The following is a 17453-nucleotide window of genomic DNA, read 5'->3' on the forward strand; positions in this document are numbered from 1 at the left end:
AAAAGACAGACAACGAAAAGAGCAAAAAACAGTCATCCTATCCGGGTCCGGTTATCCGCTTGACTGCTCTTTGCTCTTTGTTTGTCATCACATCAGCGAAGCTTTAGGCATCCGCACGTTTCAGCTGCTTCAAGGCTACTGCCGCTGCTTGCTGCTCGGCTTCTTTCTTGGATCTGCCGCTTCCGCGTCCAAGACATTCGCTTCCCATGTATACCTCCGAGACAAACTCCCGCTCATGTGCCGGTCCTCGCTCTTCTACGATACGATATTCCAGTGCGCCCATGCCGTGATGCTGGGTCAGTTCCTGAAGCTCAGTCTTATAATCGCTCATCTGCGGACGACCGTTGACGGTCACCGTAGGAAAGACATGGTCGCTTAAAAACCGGCGAACCGCTTCCAATCCCTGATCCAGATAAAGCGCCCCCACAAATGACTCAAATACGTCTGCCAGAAGAGCCGGGCGGGTTCGACCGCCCGTCATTTCCTCTCCTTTGCCTAGCAGAACGTAACGACCAAAGTCCAGACCTACAGCGAATTGCACCAGGGAGGGCTCGCATACGATAGCGGCCCGCAGCTTGGTTAACTCGCCTTCCGGACGGTCCGGAAAAAGGTTGTATAAGAATTCGCTCACCGTCAGCTCCAGAACAGCATCCCCTAGAAATTCAAGACGCTCGTTGTCCTGACTCTGACTGAAGCGATGTTCGTTTACATAAGATGCGTGGGTAAAGGCCTGCTTCAGCAGCATTGCATTGCGAAACTGGATTTGAAGTTTATGCTGTAACTGCTTCAGATCTCCACTCAACACACTGTCCCCTTACTCGGCGTATTTTTTCAGGATAATCGTGGCATTATGCCCGCCAAATCCGAACGAATTGGACATGACGATATCCAAATCGGCTTTACGCGGGTGATTCGGTACGTAGTCAAGATCGCACTCCGGATCTTGATCCTCCAGGTTAATCGTTGGTGCAATGGTTTGGTTCTTCAAGCTCAGTCCGCAGATTACCGCTTCAACGCCGCCGGCAGCCCCAAGCAAATGACCCGTCATCGACTTGGTTGAACTAACGGCTACTTTATACGCATGGTCACCGAGAGCCATCTTAACGGCCTTCGTTTCCGAGCGGTCACCCACCGGCGTTGAAGTCCCGTGAGCATTAATGTAATCCACATCCTCCGGCGCAATGCCTGCGTCACGGATCGCCATCTTCATGCAGCGAGCTGCTCCATCCGGATCCGGCTCGGTAATATGATGGGCATCGGCACTAAGGCCATAGCCAACCACCTCGGCATAAATTTTGGCACCGCGTTTCAACGCATGCTCCAGGGATTCGATCACGAGCACGCCCGCGCCTTCACCCATAACAAAACCGTCGCGGCCGGTATCGAATGGCCGGCTGGCCTTTTCCGGCTCGTCATTACGGGTTGACATTGCACGCATAGCGCAGAAACCAGCCATCCCTGTTGGACGAATGGTTGCCTCCGCCCCGCCGCAGATCATGACATCGGCATCACCGTGCTGAATCAGACGGTATGAATCGCCGATCGAATGCGTTCCGGTAGCACAAGCCGTAACCTGTGTGGTGTTCGGACCCTTGGCTCCCAGATTGATCGACATCTGGCCTGAGGCCATGTTTGCGATCATCATTGGAATAAAGAATGGGCTTACACGTTTCGGGCCTTTTTCGAGCAGGATATTATGCTGGTCCTCCCAAGTTCCCAAACCGCCGATACCCGATCCGATCGAAACGCCAACCCGCTCTGCATCGGCATTCACGCCAATTTCAAGGCCACTGTCCTCCAGCGCCTTCGAACCGGCTGCAACCGCAAGCTGTACAAAACGGTCCATCCTACGGGCTTCTTTACGATCCATGTAATCCTCCGGATTAAAATCCTTCATGGATGCTGCGATCTGCGTTGTGTAATCACTCACATCAAATGCTTCGATGCGGGATACGCCAGACTTACCTTCCATCAAACTGTTCCAGAATGTATCCAGGTCTTGACCAATCGAGGTCATGACTCCCATTCCTGTTACAACGACTCTATGTTTCAAACAGTTTCACCTCTATATGGACTGCCCGTCCATCTATAAAGCCGTACATGCAGACTCATGATAACGAAGGCAGTAATAATCTATCACTTGTTCGTGCTAAAAAAGCTTGGATTGAATGTGGAGAAGTCCCGTCTTGCTAAAGAACGGGACTTAACTGTAATGACTTAGGTATGAGATTGTATGTAGTTTACAACTTCACCTACGGTCGTAATTTTCTCCGCATCTTCATCAGAGATCTCCATATCAAACTCATCTTCCAACTCCATCACCAATTCAACTACATCGAGAGAATCAGCTCCAAGGTCGTCTTTGAAAGATGCTTCTAATGTTACGTCGGCTTCGTCAACACCCAGGCGGTCGATAACGATGCGTTTCACGCGTTCCAATACATCGGACATCCGGCTCACCTCCTCTTGGTAATTATACGAGATATGACTTCAAATTGCCATAGAAGGCATTTGAAAACGATTTAATGCCCAGCGGCCAGCGCCGGAACATAGGCGGCGCCTACATATACATGCCGCCATCCACATGCAGCACTTGTCCAGTCATATAGGATGCACTGGAAGATGCTAGAAATGCAACCACGCCGGCAATCTCCTCCGGCTGCCCCAGACGGGCGAGCGGAATTCCGCCAAGCAGGCCTTCCCGCATGTCCTCAGGAAGTTCCCGGGTCATATCGGTATCGATAAAACCAGGAGCCACGGCGTTCACCGTAATTCCACGGGAAGCGAGCTCCCGAGCGGCTGATTTGGTCAGACCGATGACTCCGGCTTTGGCCGCAACATAGTTGGCCTGCCCCGGATTGCCAAGCGCTCCGACAACGGAGGATATATTGATAATGCGCCCATAACGTTGTTTCATCATAGGACGCGTCACCGCCTTAAGGCAATTGAATACCCCTTTCAGATTCGTTTCGATTACCTGATCGAACTCCTCTTCCTTCATCCGCATGATTAGATTGTCTCTAGTGATCCCTGCATTATTCACCAGGATATCAATTCGACCAAAAGTCCCCAACACCTGCTTTACCATGGCATCGGCTTCTTCGGTCCGTCCTACGTTGGATTTAACTGCGATGGCCGATACGCCCTTTGCGCGAATCGCTTCCACAACCTCGGCTGCAGCCGCTTCGCTACCTGCATAATTGACAGCAACGTTAGCGCCCAGATCGGCAAGTCCGAGAGCAATGCTCCGGCCAATGCCGCGGGAAGCACCCGTAACAAGCGCAGTCTGTCCTTTTAGAGCTTCACTCATACCTATTCCTCCTTTCCAAAGTGATCTGGTTTTTATCCATCGTTATTTATACGACCGTCTCCAGACTGCTGACGCTGTCCAGACTATTTACATTAATGACTTTGACGGATTTGTCAATCTTCTTGATCAAACCGCTGAGAACACTGCCGGGACCAATCTCGACGAAGGTGTCCACTCCTTGAGCGATCATCCACTCCACGCTGTCATGCCATAGCACGGGGGAGTATACCTGCTCCACCAGCAAACCGCGGATGGCAGCGGCATCTTCCACCGGACGCGCCGTCACATTGGCAACTACCGGCACGGAAGGGGTATTAAACGCAGCCTGCTCCAGTTTATCAGCCAGCCGGTTAGCCGCCTCCTTCATCAGGGTCGAATGGAAGGGGCCGCTTACCTCCAGAGGGATAGCCCGCTTGCCGCCTGCTTCCTTGACTCTTTCTGCAGCCGCTGCGACGCCCTGTGCGGAACCCGAGATGACGATTTGTCCCGGACAGTTCATGTTCGCAAGTTCTACAACATGTCCCTCAGCCGTAATGCTCTTGCACAGCTCGGACAAAGCCTCACGGTCTGCGCCTAGCACGGCTGCCATGGCGCCTTGACCTCCAGGTACGGCTGCCTCCATGTATTCTCCGCGGGCTCTAACGATCGATACAGCTTCTTCGAACGAAAGCACGCCTGCACATACAAGTGCGCTGTATTCGCCAAGGGAATGTCCCGCAACGTAATCCGGTTCGATCCCCTTGCCGCGAATGGCTTCCAGATAAGCCATGCTGGTTGCGAGCAGAGCTGGCTGCGTATTTACCGTTTGTTTCAAATCTTCATCAGGGCCATTAAAAATAATGGAGCTGAGCGGAAATCCAAGCTGTTCATCCGCGGTAAGAAACAGATCCCTTGCGGCAGGAACCGCATCATAGGCATCCTTTCCCATTCCGACGGACTGAGCGCCCTGACCTGGAAATATAAATGCTGTTTTACCCAAAATCGTTAGCTCCCTTCTCTTATTTCACTAGGTCTAAATACTATTCTGTTACCAGATGAGTACGGAGGAACCCCATGTTAATCCTCCGCCAAAACCAACCATCAACACCTTGTCCCCTTCTTTCAGGCGACCGGATTCCTGTGCTTCGACAAGAGCCAGCGGCACGGAAGCGGCTGAGGTATTGGCGTATTTATCAACATTGATTACGACCTTCTCTTCCGGAAGCTCCAAGCGCTCCATGGCAGACTTAATGATCCGGATGTTGGCTTGATGAGGAATGAATAAGTCGATATCCTTTTTATCGATGCCTGCTTTGGATAACACGGCTTCCGTGGCAGATCCCATCACCCGTACCGCAAATTTGAACACTTCGCGGCCGTTCATATAAATAAAGTGTTTATTCGTATTAATCGTTTCAGCGGAAGCCGGCAATCTCGAACCGCCTGCCTCAATGTACAGATGTGCTCCGCCCGCACCTTCGGCACCCAAATCAAAGGCTTGGAACCCGCGGCCTTCCGGCACTTCACCGACAATCGCCGCTCCGGCACCATCGCCGAACAGGACGCAGGTATTGCGGTCGGTATAGTCCGTAATGCGGGACAAGCAGTCCACCCCGATCACCAATGCGTTGTTGTACATGCCCGTCTTCACGAAATTTGTAGCGGTAGCCAGGCCGTATACAAATCCCGAGCAAGCAGCCGACAGGTCAAATGCCGCCGCTTTTTTGGCACCAAGCCGATCCTGGAGCAAACATGCGGTTGAGGGAAAGAACATATCCGGCGTAATAGTTGCCACAATAATCAATTCCAGATCCTCGGCGTTCATTCCGGCGGATTTCAACGCGTTCACAGCAGCATGATAAGCTAAATCCGACGTCGCTTCATTCGGAGCGGCAATATGTCGTTCACGGATTCCCGTCATCGAGACAATCCATTCATCGCTTGTATCTACCATTTTCTCTAAATCATGATTTGACAATATTTTCTCAGGTACGTATTTGCCTGTGCCAATAATACCGACCGGACGCAAATTGTTCATTTCCTCACTCACTTCCCGCTGATTTCATTCGAAATACTCTCTACCAATCGGTTCTGCAGCGCCGTCCGCGCTTGGCGAACCCCATTCTTGATGGCGTTCGCATCCGATGAACCATGGCTCTTAACTACCAGACCGCTCAGACCAAGCAAAGGCGCTCCGCCATGCTCCTTATAATCGAGCGTTGATTTCAGGCTGCGAAGTTCCGGCATCATCAAGGCGGCGGCCATCTTGGTCTTAAGCGACTTGCTGAACTGCTCCTTCAACAGCGAAAAGAGCGCACCAGCCGTTCCTTCAATCGATTTCAACAAAATATTGCCCGAGAACCCGTCACATACGAGCACATCACAAACCCCGTTCATGACATCGCGGGACTCGACGTTGCCAACAAAATGGATAGGCAGCTCCTCCAGTAACGGATAAGCATGCTTCGTCAATTCATTTCCCTTGCCCGGCTCGGTACCGACATTTAACAGCCCGACCCGCGGTTTGGTGATTCCGTGCACCTTCTCGCGATACAGGCTGCCCATTAGTGCGTACTGCTGCAGATGCTCAGGCTTCGAATCCATGTTCGCTCCGAGATCCAAGGCGAGCATCCCCTTGCCGTCGAGCGTAGGAATCATAGGCGCAAGCGCAGGACGCTCAATCCCCTTCATCCTGCCAACGACCAGCAACCCGGTCGTCATGAGAGCTCCCGTATTGCCAGCCGAGATCATGGCATCGGCTTCACCTTCACGAATCATGCGCCCCGCCACAACCATCGAAGCATCCTTCTTCCGGCGGACCGCCTTGACCGGCTCATCCTCCGCTTCAATGACTTCACTTGCATGAACCACCTTCAAATTGGACGGCTTGTCCTTCAGCAGCGCTCCAATCTGCGCTTCATCCCCAACGAGAATGATCTCGGTATCGCTCCATTCCCGTGCGGCAATGAGAGCGCCCTCGACGTTACTCTGGGGGGCATTGTCGCCGCCCATTGCATCAATCGCAATTCTCATGCCAAACTTCCTCCTTTACTTATGTCATTCTCCTGCAGATCGGTAGATTACGAAATTCCCCTGGAACACCATTTCATCAGCGACATAAGTAAACACTTCCACCTTGGCCTTCCCCTTCTGGCCGGCAATGGACCTAACGTAGGCTTTGGCAATACACTTCTCGCCGAGACGAACCTGTCTCAAAAACCGGATATCCGCTGAAGACGTCAATGCGATTTCTTCATTGATTACGGCGATGGCAAGTGAATTGGCTTGAGCGAATACATAATGCCCTCGGGCAATCCGCGTTTTGCTGAATACATGTTCCTCACGGATTTCAAATATCGATATTCCGCTCTTGTCCAACTGCAAGTCAACGACATCCCCGATCACCTCTTCGAGCGACAAGGAACGAACCTGGTCATAGGAATGCTCCGCCATTTGCTTCATTCGCTCACGAAGCTCCGGGATGCCAAGTTCCATACGGTCAAGGCGTATCGTCTGAATGCTCACTTTAAGCTGGCGAGTCAACTCGCGGTCTGTAACAAAGGGATTCTCGTCGATCAGCTGAATCAGCCGCTGGTGACGGTCTTTCTTGGATAAACGATCGATGACGAAACAACTCCTTCTGCCGCTATGAAAGCCGCCATTCTTCAAACATATATATGTAAATTAGTCGCAAATATTAGAACCTGGTACTAATGTTAAGTATAAATCATGTCACGTCAAAAAGAAAGGGGGGCTTTAGACAAAAAAAATAGCACCTCACCAAAGATGAAGTACTACTTATTCAAAAACTATTGTTTGATGATCTCTCTTGCCTTATACGTTCCGCATACTTTACATACGCGATGAGCAAGCTTCAATTCTCCACATTGCTCGCATTTCACCATGCCTGGCACAGCCAGCTTAAAATGAGTACGACGCTTGTCACGACGTGTTTTGGACGTTCTACGTTGAGGTACTGCCATGTTCCCACCTCCTTATCAGTTCAACCCGCTGAACACGGGTGCCATATCCATCATCATTTAAAGAAGTCCTTCAGACCGGCTAGCCTAGGATCGATCACTTCCGTATCGCAGTCGCACGTGCCTTCATTCAGGTCCTTGCCGCAATTCGGGCAGAGTCCCTTGCAGTCGGCTTTACATACCGGAGCTAGCGGCAGGTGGAGCAAAAATGCTTCTTCTACATAGGGAGTGAGATCCACACTCTCACCTTGCACGTATGTAGTGTCATCATTCTCATCCTGAATGGATTCAGGATCTTCCACCGGCTGGAATACTTCATGAAAAGGGATGTGCACATGTTCGCTGATCGGCTTCAGGCAGCGGGAGCAATTCATCTCCAGCTCGCCTTGCAATCGTCCACGAACATCCACCGTACCAGAAACCGATGCGGTTGCTGTCAGATCCACGTCTAATGGCTGAACAGCAATGATATCCTTCCGGTCCTTAACGGCATTGCTTACATCCACGGTTTGATGGAACTGTAACGGTTGATCGCTGGTTGTCAATTTACGAAATTGAATTAGCATATCCATCACTCCAAACAAACAAAGATTATTATACCGATTCCCAAAGAGTTTTGTCAACAGGATAACCCTAACAACCTCTTTATTGTTACCCGATATTTCTCTTCATACTACCAGAATTACAACTCTCCCGGGGGATGCGCTAATTGTTGCAGGATCGTCATGTAATTATGTTATATTCTAATCAAGGAGTTGAAACGAATGAAGACGGTTGGCATTGTCGTTGAATATAATCCCTTACATAACGGTCATGTACTGCATTATCGCAAATCCAAAGAAGTCACAGGGGCAGATGCCGTCGTTGCGGTGATGAGCGGTCCGTTTCTCCAGCGCGGCGAGCCTGCCATCGCAAGCAAGCGCGCACGGGCGGAAATGGCCCTTGCCATGGGGGTTGACCTGTGCCTCGAGCTGCCGGTAACCTATGCCGTGCAGCCTGCGGAATGGTTCGCGTACGGTGCGGTAGCCATCCTGGAGGCTACGGGCGTAGTGGATTGCCTTTCCTTCGGATCCGAAAGCGGTACGATGGAGCAGATTCTGCCGTTGTCCCGTTCGCTCGCAAACGAATCCGGCGAGCTTCGATCCGAAATCGAAAAGCGCCTCCGGGAAGGCATGAACTTCCCGTCCGCTTACGGTGCTGCCGCTGCTGCCCTATTCGGTGAGTCCGAACCGGCGATTGCCCATTTGCAAGAGCTGCTCACGCAGCCGAACAATTCCTTGGGCCTGCACTACCTAATCGCTCTAGAGCGCCTGGGAAGCCGCATTACACCCTACACCATCGCAAGAGAAAACGCACAGTACCATGATCCCTTGCCGGGAGCGTCGTCCATTGCCAGTGCAACCGCCATCCGCAACATCATACTTTCACAGGGACTGGAAGCCGCCAGACCCTATATGCCGGAATTCACGCACAGCATCATGGAGAGGGAAATCAAGAGCGGACGAGCTCCCGTCCATTGGGAGCAGTTTCGCCAGCCGCTGTTTCAAACCCTGCTCACCCATACGCCCGCACAGCTTGAAGGGCTTCTCGAAGTGACCGAAGGCTTGGAGCACCGTATTCAGCGCTCGCTATCTCAGCTGGAGCAGCCGACGGTTGACGCCCTCCTGGAAGGGTTGAAGACCAAGCGCTATACGCGAACCAAGCTTCAGCGCATGCTGCTGCACATCATGCTGAATCATGACAAGGCATCGATGAATCGCGAAGAGCTGGGGAAAGGTCCGGGATATATCCGGGTCCTCGGTTTCAGCGAGACAGGGCGTTCTCTGCTGAAACGAATGAAGCGGAGCGCCTCACTTCCCGTCATTCACAAGCCGGCCAAGCTGGAGCATCCTCAGCTGGAGAGGGACCTGATGGCAGCCGCCGTTTATGCCAACGGGCACCCTAGGCCTGATATGCGCCACTACTACGGCGATTACCTGCTGCCGCCGCTCACCCCTTAGGCGGCAGCTCCTCCAGATAATCCACTGCATCTTGCAGGTCCTCGACCGGGATCAGCTTCATGTCCGTTTTGATCCGGTCCGCGCGCTTCTTGGCTTCATCGTAATTTTTTTGCGGCACAAAAAAGATATCGGCTTCCTTCCGATCAGCAGCCACGATCTTGTGCTTCACGCCGCCAATGGGGCCTACGGCGCCTGATTTATCAATGGTACCCGTTCCGGCGACCCGGTAACCTTTGCTTAAATCACCATCGGTGAGCTGGTTATATATTTCAAGAGTAAAGATCAGTCCGGCTGACGGCCCACCGATATTGGTATCCGCAAAATGAATGGTGTGATCGGGATCAGCCGGCTCCACGCTTTGCATCGTGGCAATCATGACGCCTAACCCCGGACGCTCCGCTCCGGTCTTCTCATCCTTAATGCTCACAAGCTGAACCCGTTCCTTAACGGTTTTCCCTTTGCGTTCAAGCTCCACGGATACCACTTCCCCGATACTTTTCCCGCTTAACAGGCTGGCAATTTTCTCATTATCCTCTGCCGGCTGCCCATCGATCTTGATCAATTTATCACCTGGCCGGAAATGCTCGGCATTAACAGAATTCTCGGAGATCGACATCACGAATACATAAGCAGGCTCGATGCTGTAGTCAATTCCTGCTTCCTGGTAGGCGGCTTCCATTGCAGACGACTGGGAAGAATTCATGTAATACACTTGTGTGGCTGCATATTCATCCTTGCTCTGATCGCCCATTTTCTCAGCTTTTTTCACAACCTCCGCATTCGGGTTAAACGCAGACATCATCAACAACGCCATATTGGCATAGCTTGCCGACACGGTTGTCATCATAAAAGTGCCCTCTTCCGCCGGATCTCCCTTCTCAACATTGATCATGGGGCGAACCTCTTCGGCACTCCCCGGCTGGTATACGAGATAAGGGGTCGGCATATAAACGACAACATACAGCATGACCCCGACCATTAACAAATACAGCGCAATTTTTAAGCCATTCGGTTTTACAGACTTCTTCATGTGGTTTCCTTCCCTCCGCCTTATATATCCAGCCTTCCACCAAGTTTGGTCTGACGGTTGTCTCCTTTGCATAAAGTTGTACTAGCCATGTTTACGCTGAAAGGAGATTCCTTATGAATAAAGACAACGCCGTCAAGTCATCAAACGGGCTGTGGAACACCATCCTCCTGGGTGCCGCCGCTTTCCTGCTTGTACTGGCTGTCGTCAGCGCCCCCGAACCTGCCTTCCAAGCCACCCTGCAAGCACTTAAGCTATGGTGGAATATCGTATTTCCCGCTTTGCTGCCGTTTCTCGTACTGGTGGAAATACTCATCGCCTATGGCTGGGCCCATGGAGTTGGCGTACTGCTGGACCCTTTGATGAAAAAAATATTCAAACTTCCCGGTGCTGGCGGCTGGGTTCTTATAACAGGAATGACGGCCGGGTTCCCAGCAGGAGCACAGGCCGCCTCCCGAATGTATACACAAGGCGAGCTTCGCGCCATGGATGCCGGAAGGCTCGCCGCTATATCCCATTTCTGTAATCCAATGACCATTCTCGTTGTCATCGGAACCGGCCTCCTTCATAAACCGGAGGCTGGGTATCTGCTGCTGATCGTTCATTGGATTTCCGGACTGCTGGCCGCTTGGATATTCGGACTCTTCCATAAACCGGTTTCTTCTGAAGACACACGACGGTTTACTTCAACTCTACACACAGTACGGACAAGGGAAAACGCCCAACGCCCCCTTCTTAAAAGGGCAGCGACTGCGGCGCTGGAGGCCCATCAACGGGATGGGCGGAGCTTTGGCAAATTACTGGGCGATTCCGTTACCCGTTCAGTTCAAACATTAATGATGACAGGCGGCTTTATCTTGTTCTTCGCCGTCCTGACCAGAGTATTGACCGGTCACCTGCTGCCGCAGCTTCCACCCTACCTTGTCTCCGGAATATTGGAGGCCCATCTGGCAGCCCAGTCCATCAGCTCCTCGGCATTCCAAGCTGGAATTTTACAGCTGGCTGTACTGTCCGCCGCACTTGCGTGGAGCGGAATCAGCGCTCAGCTGCAAAGCCTGTCGCTCATGCGGGAAACCGGTCTCTCTTGGCGTTACTTTATGATGAAGCGAACCCTGCATTCCATGCTCGCCTTTGCGATTACACTGGCAATGTGGAAGCCGGTCAGCGCCCTTTCAGCAGGCATCGTACCGGCTTTCCGAACGGAACCGCTGGATCACGTCAATAAGGATCAGCACTTCAACTTTTGGAGCGGATTGCCTTCATTCTTGCAGGTTCAAGGCGTGATCTGCTTATTATTGATAGCGGCGTTCTGGCTGTACTCCCGTCTTATTGACCGTTATCGCCGCTAAATTTACGGCGCATCGCTGCATGGACTTCGGGGCTAACCAGATCCGTAGTGTCTCCATTAAAATGAGCGATTTCCTTAACAAGACTTGAGCTCAGGAACGAATATTTCGGATGCGTCATCATGAAGATCGTCTCGGCATCCGGATTCAGCTTGTGATTGGTGGATGCCAGCTGAAGTTCATATTCAAAGTCGGTCACCGTGCGGATACCCCGTACGATGACCTGGGCATTCTTCTGACGGATATAATTCGCCAGAAGGTCACGAAAGCTGTCGATTTCCACATTCGGAAGATGTGCGGTTTCCTGTTTTAAAAGATCCTTGCGCTCTTCAATCGTGAACAGCGGGTTCTTGCTTAAATTATTCAACACGGCCACAATCAGCAGATCAAACTGCTTGGAAGCACGTGTGATGATATCCATATGTCCCATGGTGACCGGATCAAAGCTTCCCGGATATACGGCAACTCGGTATGTACTAGTATTCTCATTTGTCATCTTGTAATTCCTCCTCATCAAGCTCTGACGCTTGATCTTGCGCTGTGTCGTAACGATATATCGATATGGCGGTTTCTCCGTATTTCGCGGTCCGGAAACAACAAAAATCACCAAACTTCTCAGGATAATTGTAACTTGATTCGTATTCCAATACCACCACAGCTGAATCTTGCAGCAAACCTCGCTCTGCCATATCCAGCATCAGCTCGTCACCATTCTTAAACCTGTATGGCGGGTCCAAAAAGACCAGATCGAAGCTGTAGCCGCGCTTTTCAAGCGCTTTAAGCGCTCGTCCCGCATCGTTGCGGTACACCTCAGCCCTATCTTCAAGTCTGGCCGCCTTCAAATTATCCTTGATCGTACTGATGCTCTTCGGTTCCACATCAATAAAAACAGCACGATCCATCCCCCGGCTTAACGCCTCAATGCCAAGGCCTCCCGTACCTGCGAACAGGTCAAGCAGGGCGCCCCCCTCAAAGTAAGGGCCGATCATACTGAATATGGATTCTTTCACTTTATCCGTCGTCGGACGGGTGCTTGTGCCAGGCACACTTTTGAGCGGCCGGCCCTTTGCACTTCCGGATACTACTCTCACAGCTTCATTCACCCGTTTCATTATCTATAAATTAATTGCCAAGCCAAAGCCATTGACAGTGATTATCGTAACACAATCATCCCATATATGAAAAACGAAACATAATGTCTCTCCATTTTTTTCAAAGCTATGTATATTTCTACCACAGCCGGGCATCCTTGAAATATCGACATCAATGAATGTCGTAGACAACCGCGGAGAAGACTTACGTTTCCCCATAAGCTCTTCGTCCGGTTTCTCCTCTCCCATGAGGGAATCTCTTCGGAGGTTCCCGAACTAAATCCCTGTAATGGCAATGTTATTACAGGGATTTAGTTCTTTTTTTATGTTGAGCCGCTAAACGAGATAAGCGGCTTTTTGTCATATCTATCTGCTCCTTCTAGTCAGACGATGCACTTACATGTGTAAAAAGCATAACCATTCCCTCTCAGCGAACGTTCTAACAATAAAGGGCATGATGGGGGGAACACGTGATGAACTTGTTTTTATATGCAGGATTGGCTTGCCTGGCGATTGCTGGGCTTCTATCCGGAGCGTTTATTACTACGGATTACCATCAAAGAGACTACTTCTTTACTGAACCCAAGGACAACCGCGCATCCAGGGAGAAAGTATCCATCTGGTTCTTACTAGCCGGTTTCGTATTTCTTGCCGCCGCCGGCGTTGTGTATTTGTTCCGCTAAGATGAACACACGTGAACATACGCTGCGGACGAAGTGAAGAATGATTTATACGCGGCTTTATTGCTGTTGAAGGGAACTCATATTACATAATCAGGTTTCTGCCACCAATGATCCCCACCGTAATCTTAACTAAAACACCGTTAAGGTCAAGACAGGTCGTCGAACTATCGCGAGCTTAACCGGCAAGACGTCCTCAGATATCGGAGGGCGTTTTTTTGTTCCCTTTTTTATCCATAACACCGCGCGACAAATTGCAGGAATAGCGTAAATTATGTCGAATCAATATAGCTGTTTGAAAAATATTCCTAATTGTACAGTAAAGAGAGGTCATGTAAGTGAGAAGAACGTTGTATATTCTCGTATTGTTTACCATGCTGACGGGACTTGGTTTTGCAGGCAGCACGACGCACGGGATCGCTTCTGCCGAAGAGTCCAGGCTCCAGATCAGCGACATTGCGGGAAGGAACACCTACCTGATGAGCGATGGCTCCATGTGGTCCCTGATCGACGGACGACATGCCATACGGACGCCGGGTAAAGTTGCAGCCATCAGCGGTTATGAATACGAAGGCATCGGTATGACGCAGGATGGGCGATTAGTGGAATGGGATATCGGTAAGGGTCCCAAGGTCGTTCCGGGAACAAGCGGGGTGAAGCAGATAGCGGGTTCCTACTGGCTGAAGTCGGACGGCACCGTATGGGGCGGCTCGGAAAAAGCAAAAAACCTCAGTGGCATTTTGCTCATCGCCAATGCGGATCAAGAATTTGCCGCCTTGTCTTCAAACGGAGAGCTGCTCTTAGAGGATAATTACAAAAAGGGACAATTCAAGAAGCTCGGTATCGTGGAAAACCCGGCAGGGGTCAAATCCATGACGGTTCACAGCGGGCGTGTGGCCCTGTTGCGTGACAACGGTGACGTGGTTGTCTACGAAACGTCCAACTTTGATGATAACGGGCGCATCATCCCGGTTACCGTCGCCCAGAACGCAGCTCATATCGTTTATGCATCCAATGAGCCGACGGATCTTCTGATTGTGACGCTCCAAGACGGAACCGTATGGACAACCGGAGTGTATAAAGACCGCTGGAAGCTCAAGGAGCAGGTCTCCGGACTGAGCGGGATCGTAAGAACCTCCATTTACGGAAATGCCGAGGATCTGTCGGAGGGGTTCTATGCACAGCGCTCTGACGGAAGCTGGATACATCACACGAACGGACAGAACAAATCGGTTGATGTGCCTGTCGTTAAGGCCTTATCGGTTTCGATATCCGAAGCCAAGCCTTATGTAGGGGATACCCTGGAAGTCAGTATCCAGGAGACTTACACGAACGGAGCCAAGATCAAAGTACCGGTTAAAGATGCCCGGATCGATATAGAGAAGCCTTATCTGATGAACATACAGAAGAATGGAACACTGAAGTCTGCGGGCGTTGGTAAGACACAGATAACGGTAACCTCGGGCGGTTTGTCCAAATCGATAACGGTATCGTCCAGCCTGCGCAACAATTTGAAATATGCAAAACAAGTAAACGGGAATGTCATGGTACCGGCCAAATCCGTTATACAGGCACTGGGTGGCACCTATTCAGCAAATAACGGAGCCGTGGAGGCCAAGTTCGGAGAAACCGTACTCTCGCTCACGACAGGCAGTAACCAAGCCAAGCTGAATGATAGCCCGCTGCGCCTAAAAGCAGCTCCAATGACCGACAAAGGCGAACTGCTAATTCCGGCTTCCGTGTTATCCGATGTTCTAGGCGCGAAAATCAGCTGGGAAGCCAAGTGGAAACAAGCGAATATCTCCTTCGGGAGTGATGCAGTCATGACCGTTGTTTCCAGTGAGACGGCCGGCTTGATCAAAAAAGCGATGCAGGGCAGCTTGGTTAAATTTATTGGTCGAACGTATTGGGTAAATGATTTCGAAGACTTGGAACGCTTCTCGAAATTGACGGTAACCGACATTTTGCCGGATGACAAAGGCGAATTCAACGTGATCTTTAAAACGGTTTCCGGAAAAACAGTGAAAAGCTATCCTATGCGGTCTTCGGAAGTGATGCAGCTGTTTGCGGACCGTTCTTCCCTATTAAATTACGACCCTTACCAAAAATATAAATGGTCCGCATCGGTCTGGAAACAGATTAAAGCAGGCCAGGTTTCCCTCGGAATGACCAAAGAACAGGTGCAGCTGTCATGGGGGAATCCGGCGGCCAAGGACATTACCACCGGCGGCGGAAAAACCATTGAAACCTGGGGGTACACGAATTTCGATATCGTATCTTTCGTAAACGGCAAGGTTATATTGATTATGATGTAGCATGAGAAACACACCGGGGACAGCGTATGGACCCGGGTCAATATTCGTCCTACCAAAAACAGACCACTCTTCTCGAGCGGTCTGTTTTTTTGAGATTATTCTCATATGAGGTTAAACGTTGATTCAAGACAAATCAATCACGCCGACTCTCGCTTCATCTAGAACAAGACCGCCCTAAGAAGAGGCCATGCCTCTTTTGGACGGTCTGTCGTTGTGACTGCTCAAGGTGCTCGGTATTTACTTATTGATTCAATTGGTTTGTTCGCTCAAAAGATGGATTAGATAAATGCGCGAGTAATGATCACCAACAAGATGAATAATACCAAAATAGCACCTACAGAAGAGCCATATCCATAGCCGCCATATCCTTCTCCTACTCCGCTCACATGAATCCCTCCTTTTTTGAACATACCACATGTTATGTCGGTTCCGCTCAAATGAACTGGGCTGCCGCCTGCTCGGGATAAGATTAATGAATTGGCCCATACATTCGAAAATCCCGGATACGACTATAGAGCATCGCCCTTGATTCCCATATGAAAGAGGCATGGTGTTAACGGTCGTTAACCACGCCTCATGCGATCACTTATTGTCTACACCTGCGAAAAGTTGTTCTTTTTCATCCCGCTCGGTGTCAGGATCTGAATATACAATTCTCCTGCGGCGATCGACCAAACCTTCTTCGCCCAACTCACGGTATTTGCGCATCCACACTTTCAGCCGTCCGATATCTGATATTTGTAAGGCCGATGCCACTTCTTTCTTAGTCATGCCCTCCAGCCGCATGGTGACTGCCTTTTTCTTCGTTTCGAAACTGTAATGATGGAATATTTGTCCCTTTTTCGCCATGATTATCACCTCTTTACTACCTTTATCGGCTATTATCGACCTTCTTTCAATACCTATGGCCTATTCCGACATGCGCATGTATTCAAGGTCTATGGAACCGATAGTGTTTCCACCTAAATAAATCCATGTTATGGTATAATTTGTGTTACAACTTCACATAGAAATTGAGGGATCTCTTTTGTTTAAACTCATTATTTTTGGATTTCTGTTCTACATCTTCGGTAATCCGATTACGGCGATCCTGGTGCTGCTTCTCATCGTGTATGTGCTGGACCGCCGCTTTGTCGGGGTATTTCCCAGCGTGACAAAGCCAATCAAGCGCGCACGTAATATTTCCAAGCTGCGCAGACAGATTGCAGTTAGCCCCAGCGACGTTTCATCCAGGCACGAGCTTGCCAGATTGCTTCTGGAGCGACGTAAGTATGGGGAGGCCCTGAAGCTGCTGGAATCCATTGAATCCAGTCTGGAGGACTCCGCCGAGTTCTGGGACGATATCGGAAACGCACGCCTGCATAACGGCAGCATCCCGCAAGGGGAGTCGGATATTATCCGGGCCCTGGAGATCAACCCGAGGGTCAAATACGGCCGGCCTTATCTTAGGCTTGCCGATGCATATCGGGATTCGGATCGGGAGAAGGCGCTCCATTATTTGGAGGAGTTCCATTCCATTCACTCTTCTTCAAGCGAAGCCTTTTATTTGCTGGGATATATGTATCAATCGCTGGGAAGGACCGAAGATGCCAAGAAGTCTTATCAGGAGTCTTTGGACGTGTACCGGTCACTGCCGAAATACAAAAAACGGCAAGAACGCAAATGGGCCGTACGAAGCTTTTTCAGGAAATTAATATAATTCATAAGGATTACATAAACCAAAGG

The 17453-nt window shown here is 50.5% G+C and carries 20 protein-coding genes; 5 read left to right on the forward strand and 15 right to left on the reverse strand.

Annotation, left to right across the window (positions count from 1 at the left end; translation table 11 throughout):
- Window positions 1-103: 103 nt before the first annotated feature.
- From rnc to ACQKPA_RS02505, 10 genes are all read right to left on the reverse strand, one after another.
- A complete protein-coding gene (rnc, locus tag ACQKPA_RS02460; RefSeq protein WP_071220044.1) occupies window positions 104-802 on the reverse strand; it encodes a ribonuclease III in 699 nt (232 codons plus the stop codon).
- Between the two features lie 12 nt (window positions 803-814).
- Window positions 815-2053, reverse strand: a complete 1239-nt coding sequence (gene fabF / locus ACQKPA_RS02465; protein WP_216531835.1) for a beta-ketoacyl-ACP synthase II — start codon at window positions 2051-2053, stop codon at window positions 815-817.
- 164 nt (window positions 2054-2217) lie between these two features.
- Entirely contained in the window at window positions 2218-2451 is a 234-nt protein-coding gene (gene acpP, locus ACQKPA_RS02470; protein ID WP_006211375.1) for an acyl carrier protein, read from the reverse strand.
- Between the two features lie 109 nt (window positions 2452-2560).
- Window positions 2561-3310, reverse strand: coding sequence for a 3-oxoacyl-[acyl-carrier-protein] reductase (fabG, locus tag ACQKPA_RS02475; RefSeq protein WP_427489078.1), 750 nt, complete (start codon window positions 3308-3310; stop codon window positions 2561-2563).
- Between the two features lie 46 nt (window positions 3311-3356).
- Window positions 3357-4289, reverse strand: a complete 933-nt coding sequence (gene fabD / locus ACQKPA_RS02480) for an ACP S-malonyltransferase (protein ID WP_427489080.1) — start codon at window positions 4287-4289, stop codon at window positions 3357-3359.
- A gap of 48 nt (window positions 4290-4337) precedes the next feature.
- Entirely contained in the window at window positions 4338-5327 is a 990-nt protein-coding gene (locus ACQKPA_RS02485; RefSeq protein WP_071220040.1) for a beta-ketoacyl-ACP synthase III, read from the reverse strand.
- 8 nt (window positions 5328-5335) lie between these two features.
- Window positions 5336-6322 (reverse strand): phosphate acyltransferase PlsX, encoded by a 987-nt coding sequence (gene plsX / locus ACQKPA_RS02490; RefSeq protein WP_071220039.1) that lies wholly within the window; start codon window positions 6320-6322, stop codon window positions 5336-5338.
- 24 nt (window positions 6323-6346) lie between these two features.
- On the reverse strand, window positions 6347-6958 hold the full coding sequence (gene fapR, locus ACQKPA_RS02495) for a transcription factor FapR (RefSeq protein ID WP_179090709.1): 612 nt from the start codon (window positions 6956-6958) through the stop codon (window positions 6347-6349).
- A gap of 140 nt (window positions 6959-7098) precedes the next feature.
- The gene (rpmF, locus tag ACQKPA_RS02500) at window positions 7099-7272 is read right to left on the reverse strand and encodes a 50S ribosomal protein L32 (RefSeq protein ID WP_006211382.1); all 174 of its coding nucleotides are present in this window, start codon (window positions 7270-7272) and stop codon (window positions 7099-7101) included.
- A 53-nt stretch (window positions 7273-7325) separates the two neighbouring features.
- Window positions 7326-7835, reverse strand: coding sequence for a YceD family protein (locus ACQKPA_RS02505; RefSeq protein WP_427489084.1), 510 nt, complete (start codon window positions 7833-7835; stop codon window positions 7326-7328).
- Window positions 7836-8033: 198 nt separating this feature from the next.
- Between ACQKPA_RS02505 and ACQKPA_RS02510 the strand changes: the two genes are divergently transcribed.
- Window positions 8034-9269: a nucleotidyltransferase gene (locus ACQKPA_RS02510; RefSeq protein ID WP_427489086.1), complete on the forward strand. Its 1236-nt coding sequence runs from the start codon at window positions 8034-8036 to the stop codon at window positions 9267-9269.
- Here ACQKPA_RS02510 and ACQKPA_RS02515 read toward each other — a convergent pair.
- Window positions 9259-10299, reverse strand: a complete 1041-nt coding sequence (locus ACQKPA_RS02515; RefSeq protein WP_427489088.1) for a SepM family pheromone-processing serine protease — start codon at window positions 10297-10299, stop codon at window positions 9259-9261. The two genes, ACQKPA_RS02510 and ACQKPA_RS02515, sit on opposite strands and share 11 nt — an antisense overlap.
- A gap of 113 nt (window positions 10300-10412) precedes the next feature.
- On the opposite strand from ACQKPA_RS02515, the gene ACQKPA_RS02520 reads away from it, so the two are divergent.
- A complete protein-coding gene (locus ACQKPA_RS02520; protein WP_427489090.1) occupies window positions 10413-11645 on the forward strand; it encodes a nucleoside recognition domain-containing protein in 1233 nt (410 codons plus the stop codon).
- Here ACQKPA_RS02520 and coaD read toward each other — a convergent pair.
- A complete protein-coding gene (gene coaD, locus ACQKPA_RS02525) occupies window positions 11623-12138 on the reverse strand; it encodes a pantetheine-phosphate adenylyltransferase (protein ID WP_071220034.1) in 516 nt (171 codons plus the stop codon). The genes ACQKPA_RS02520 and coaD overlap by 23 nt on opposite strands.
- Complete coding sequence (gene rsmD / locus ACQKPA_RS02530; protein ID WP_427489092.1) at window positions 12128-12733, reverse strand: 16S rRNA (guanine(966)-N(2))-methyltransferase RsmD; 606 nt, start codon at window positions 12731-12733, stop codon at window positions 12128-12130. Before rsmD ends, coaD begins: the two co-directional genes overlap by 11 nt.
- A 473-nt stretch (window positions 12734-13206) precedes the next feature.
- On the opposite strand from rsmD, the gene ACQKPA_RS02535 reads away from it, so the two are divergent.
- Complete coding sequence (locus tag ACQKPA_RS02535) at window positions 13207-13416, forward strand: DUF5316 family protein (RefSeq protein WP_427489094.1); 210 nt, start codon at window positions 13207-13209, stop codon at window positions 13414-13416.
- A gap of 335 nt (window positions 13417-13751) precedes the next feature.
- Window positions 13752-15728: a stalk domain-containing protein gene (locus tag ACQKPA_RS02540; protein ID WP_427489096.1), complete on the forward strand. Its 1977-nt coding sequence runs from the start codon at window positions 13752-13754 to the stop codon at window positions 15726-15728.
- A 278-nt stretch (window positions 15729-16006) separates the two neighbouring features.
- On the opposite strand, the gene ACQKPA_RS02545 is transcribed toward ACQKPA_RS02540, so the two are convergent.
- Together ACQKPA_RS02545 and ACQKPA_RS02550 are read right to left on the reverse strand one after the other, a co-directional pair.
- Complete coding sequence (locus ACQKPA_RS02545) at window positions 16007-16114, reverse strand: YjcZ family sporulation protein (protein ID WP_233355008.1); 108 nt, start codon at window positions 16112-16114, stop codon at window positions 16007-16009.
- Between the two features lie 196 nt (window positions 16115-16310).
- Complete coding sequence (locus ACQKPA_RS02550; RefSeq protein WP_427489098.1) at window positions 16311-16577, reverse strand: helix-turn-helix domain-containing protein; 267 nt, start codon at window positions 16575-16577, stop codon at window positions 16311-16313.
- 178 nt (window positions 16578-16755) lie between these two features.
- On the opposite strand from ACQKPA_RS02550, the gene ACQKPA_RS02555 reads away from it, so the two are divergent.
- Complete coding sequence (locus tag ACQKPA_RS02555; protein WP_427489100.1) at window positions 16756-17427, forward strand: tetratricopeptide repeat protein; 672 nt, start codon at window positions 16756-16758, stop codon at window positions 17425-17427.
- Window positions 17428-17453: the final 26 nt, after the last annotated feature.

It is taken from the genome of Paenibacillus sp. NPDC093718 (assembly GCF_050279985.1).
Classification (GTDB): Bacteria; Bacillota; Bacilli; order Paenibacillales; family Paenibacillaceae; genus Paenibacillus_AQ.

Bases quoted from the DNA above. Each gene is read 5' to 3' on its own strand.
- acpP (WP_006211375.1), bottom strand. From the start codon at position 2,451: ATGTCCGATGTATTGGAACGCGTGAAACGCATCGTTATCGACCGCCTG.
- fabG (WP_427489078.1), bottom strand. From the start codon at position 3,310: ATGAGTGAAGCTCTAAAAGGACAGACTGCGCTTGTTACGGGTGCTTCC.
- ACQKPA_RS02485 (WP_071220040.1), bottom strand. From the start codon at position 5,327: ATGAACAATTTGCGTCCGGTCGGTATTATTGGCACAGGCAAATACGTA.
- plsX (WP_071220039.1), bottom strand. From the start codon at position 6,322: ATGAGAATTGCGATTGATGCAATGGGCGGCGACAATGCCCCCCAGAGT.
- rpmF (WP_006211382.1), bottom strand. From the start codon at position 7,272: ATGGCAGTACCTCAACGTAGAACGTCCAAAACACGTCGTGACAAGCGT.
- ACQKPA_RS02505 (WP_427489084.1), bottom strand. From the start codon at position 7,835: ATGCTAATTCAATTTCGTAAATTGACAACCAGCGATCAACCGTTACAG.
- ACQKPA_RS02510 (WP_427489086.1), top strand. From the start codon at position 8,034: ATGAAGACGGTTGGCATTGTCGTTGAATATAATCCCTTACATAACGGT.
- ACQKPA_RS02515 (WP_427489088.1), bottom strand. From the start codon at position 10,299: ATGAAGAAGTCTGTAAAACCGAATGGCTTAAAAATTGCGCTGTATTTG.
- ACQKPA_RS02520 (WP_427489090.1), top strand. From the start codon at position 10,413: ATGAATAAAGACAACGCCGTCAAGTCATCAAACGGGCTGTGGAACACC.
- coaD (WP_071220034.1), bottom strand. From the start codon at position 12,138: ATGACAAATGAGAATACTAGTACATACCGAGTTGCCGTATATCCGGGA.
- ACQKPA_RS02535 (WP_427489094.1), top strand. From the start codon at position 13,207: ATGAACTTGTTTTTATATGCAGGATTGGCTTGCCTGGCGATTGCTGGG.
- ACQKPA_RS02550 (WP_427489098.1), bottom strand. From the start codon at position 16,577: ATGGCGAAAAAGGGACAAATATTCCATCATTACAGTTTCGAAACGAAG.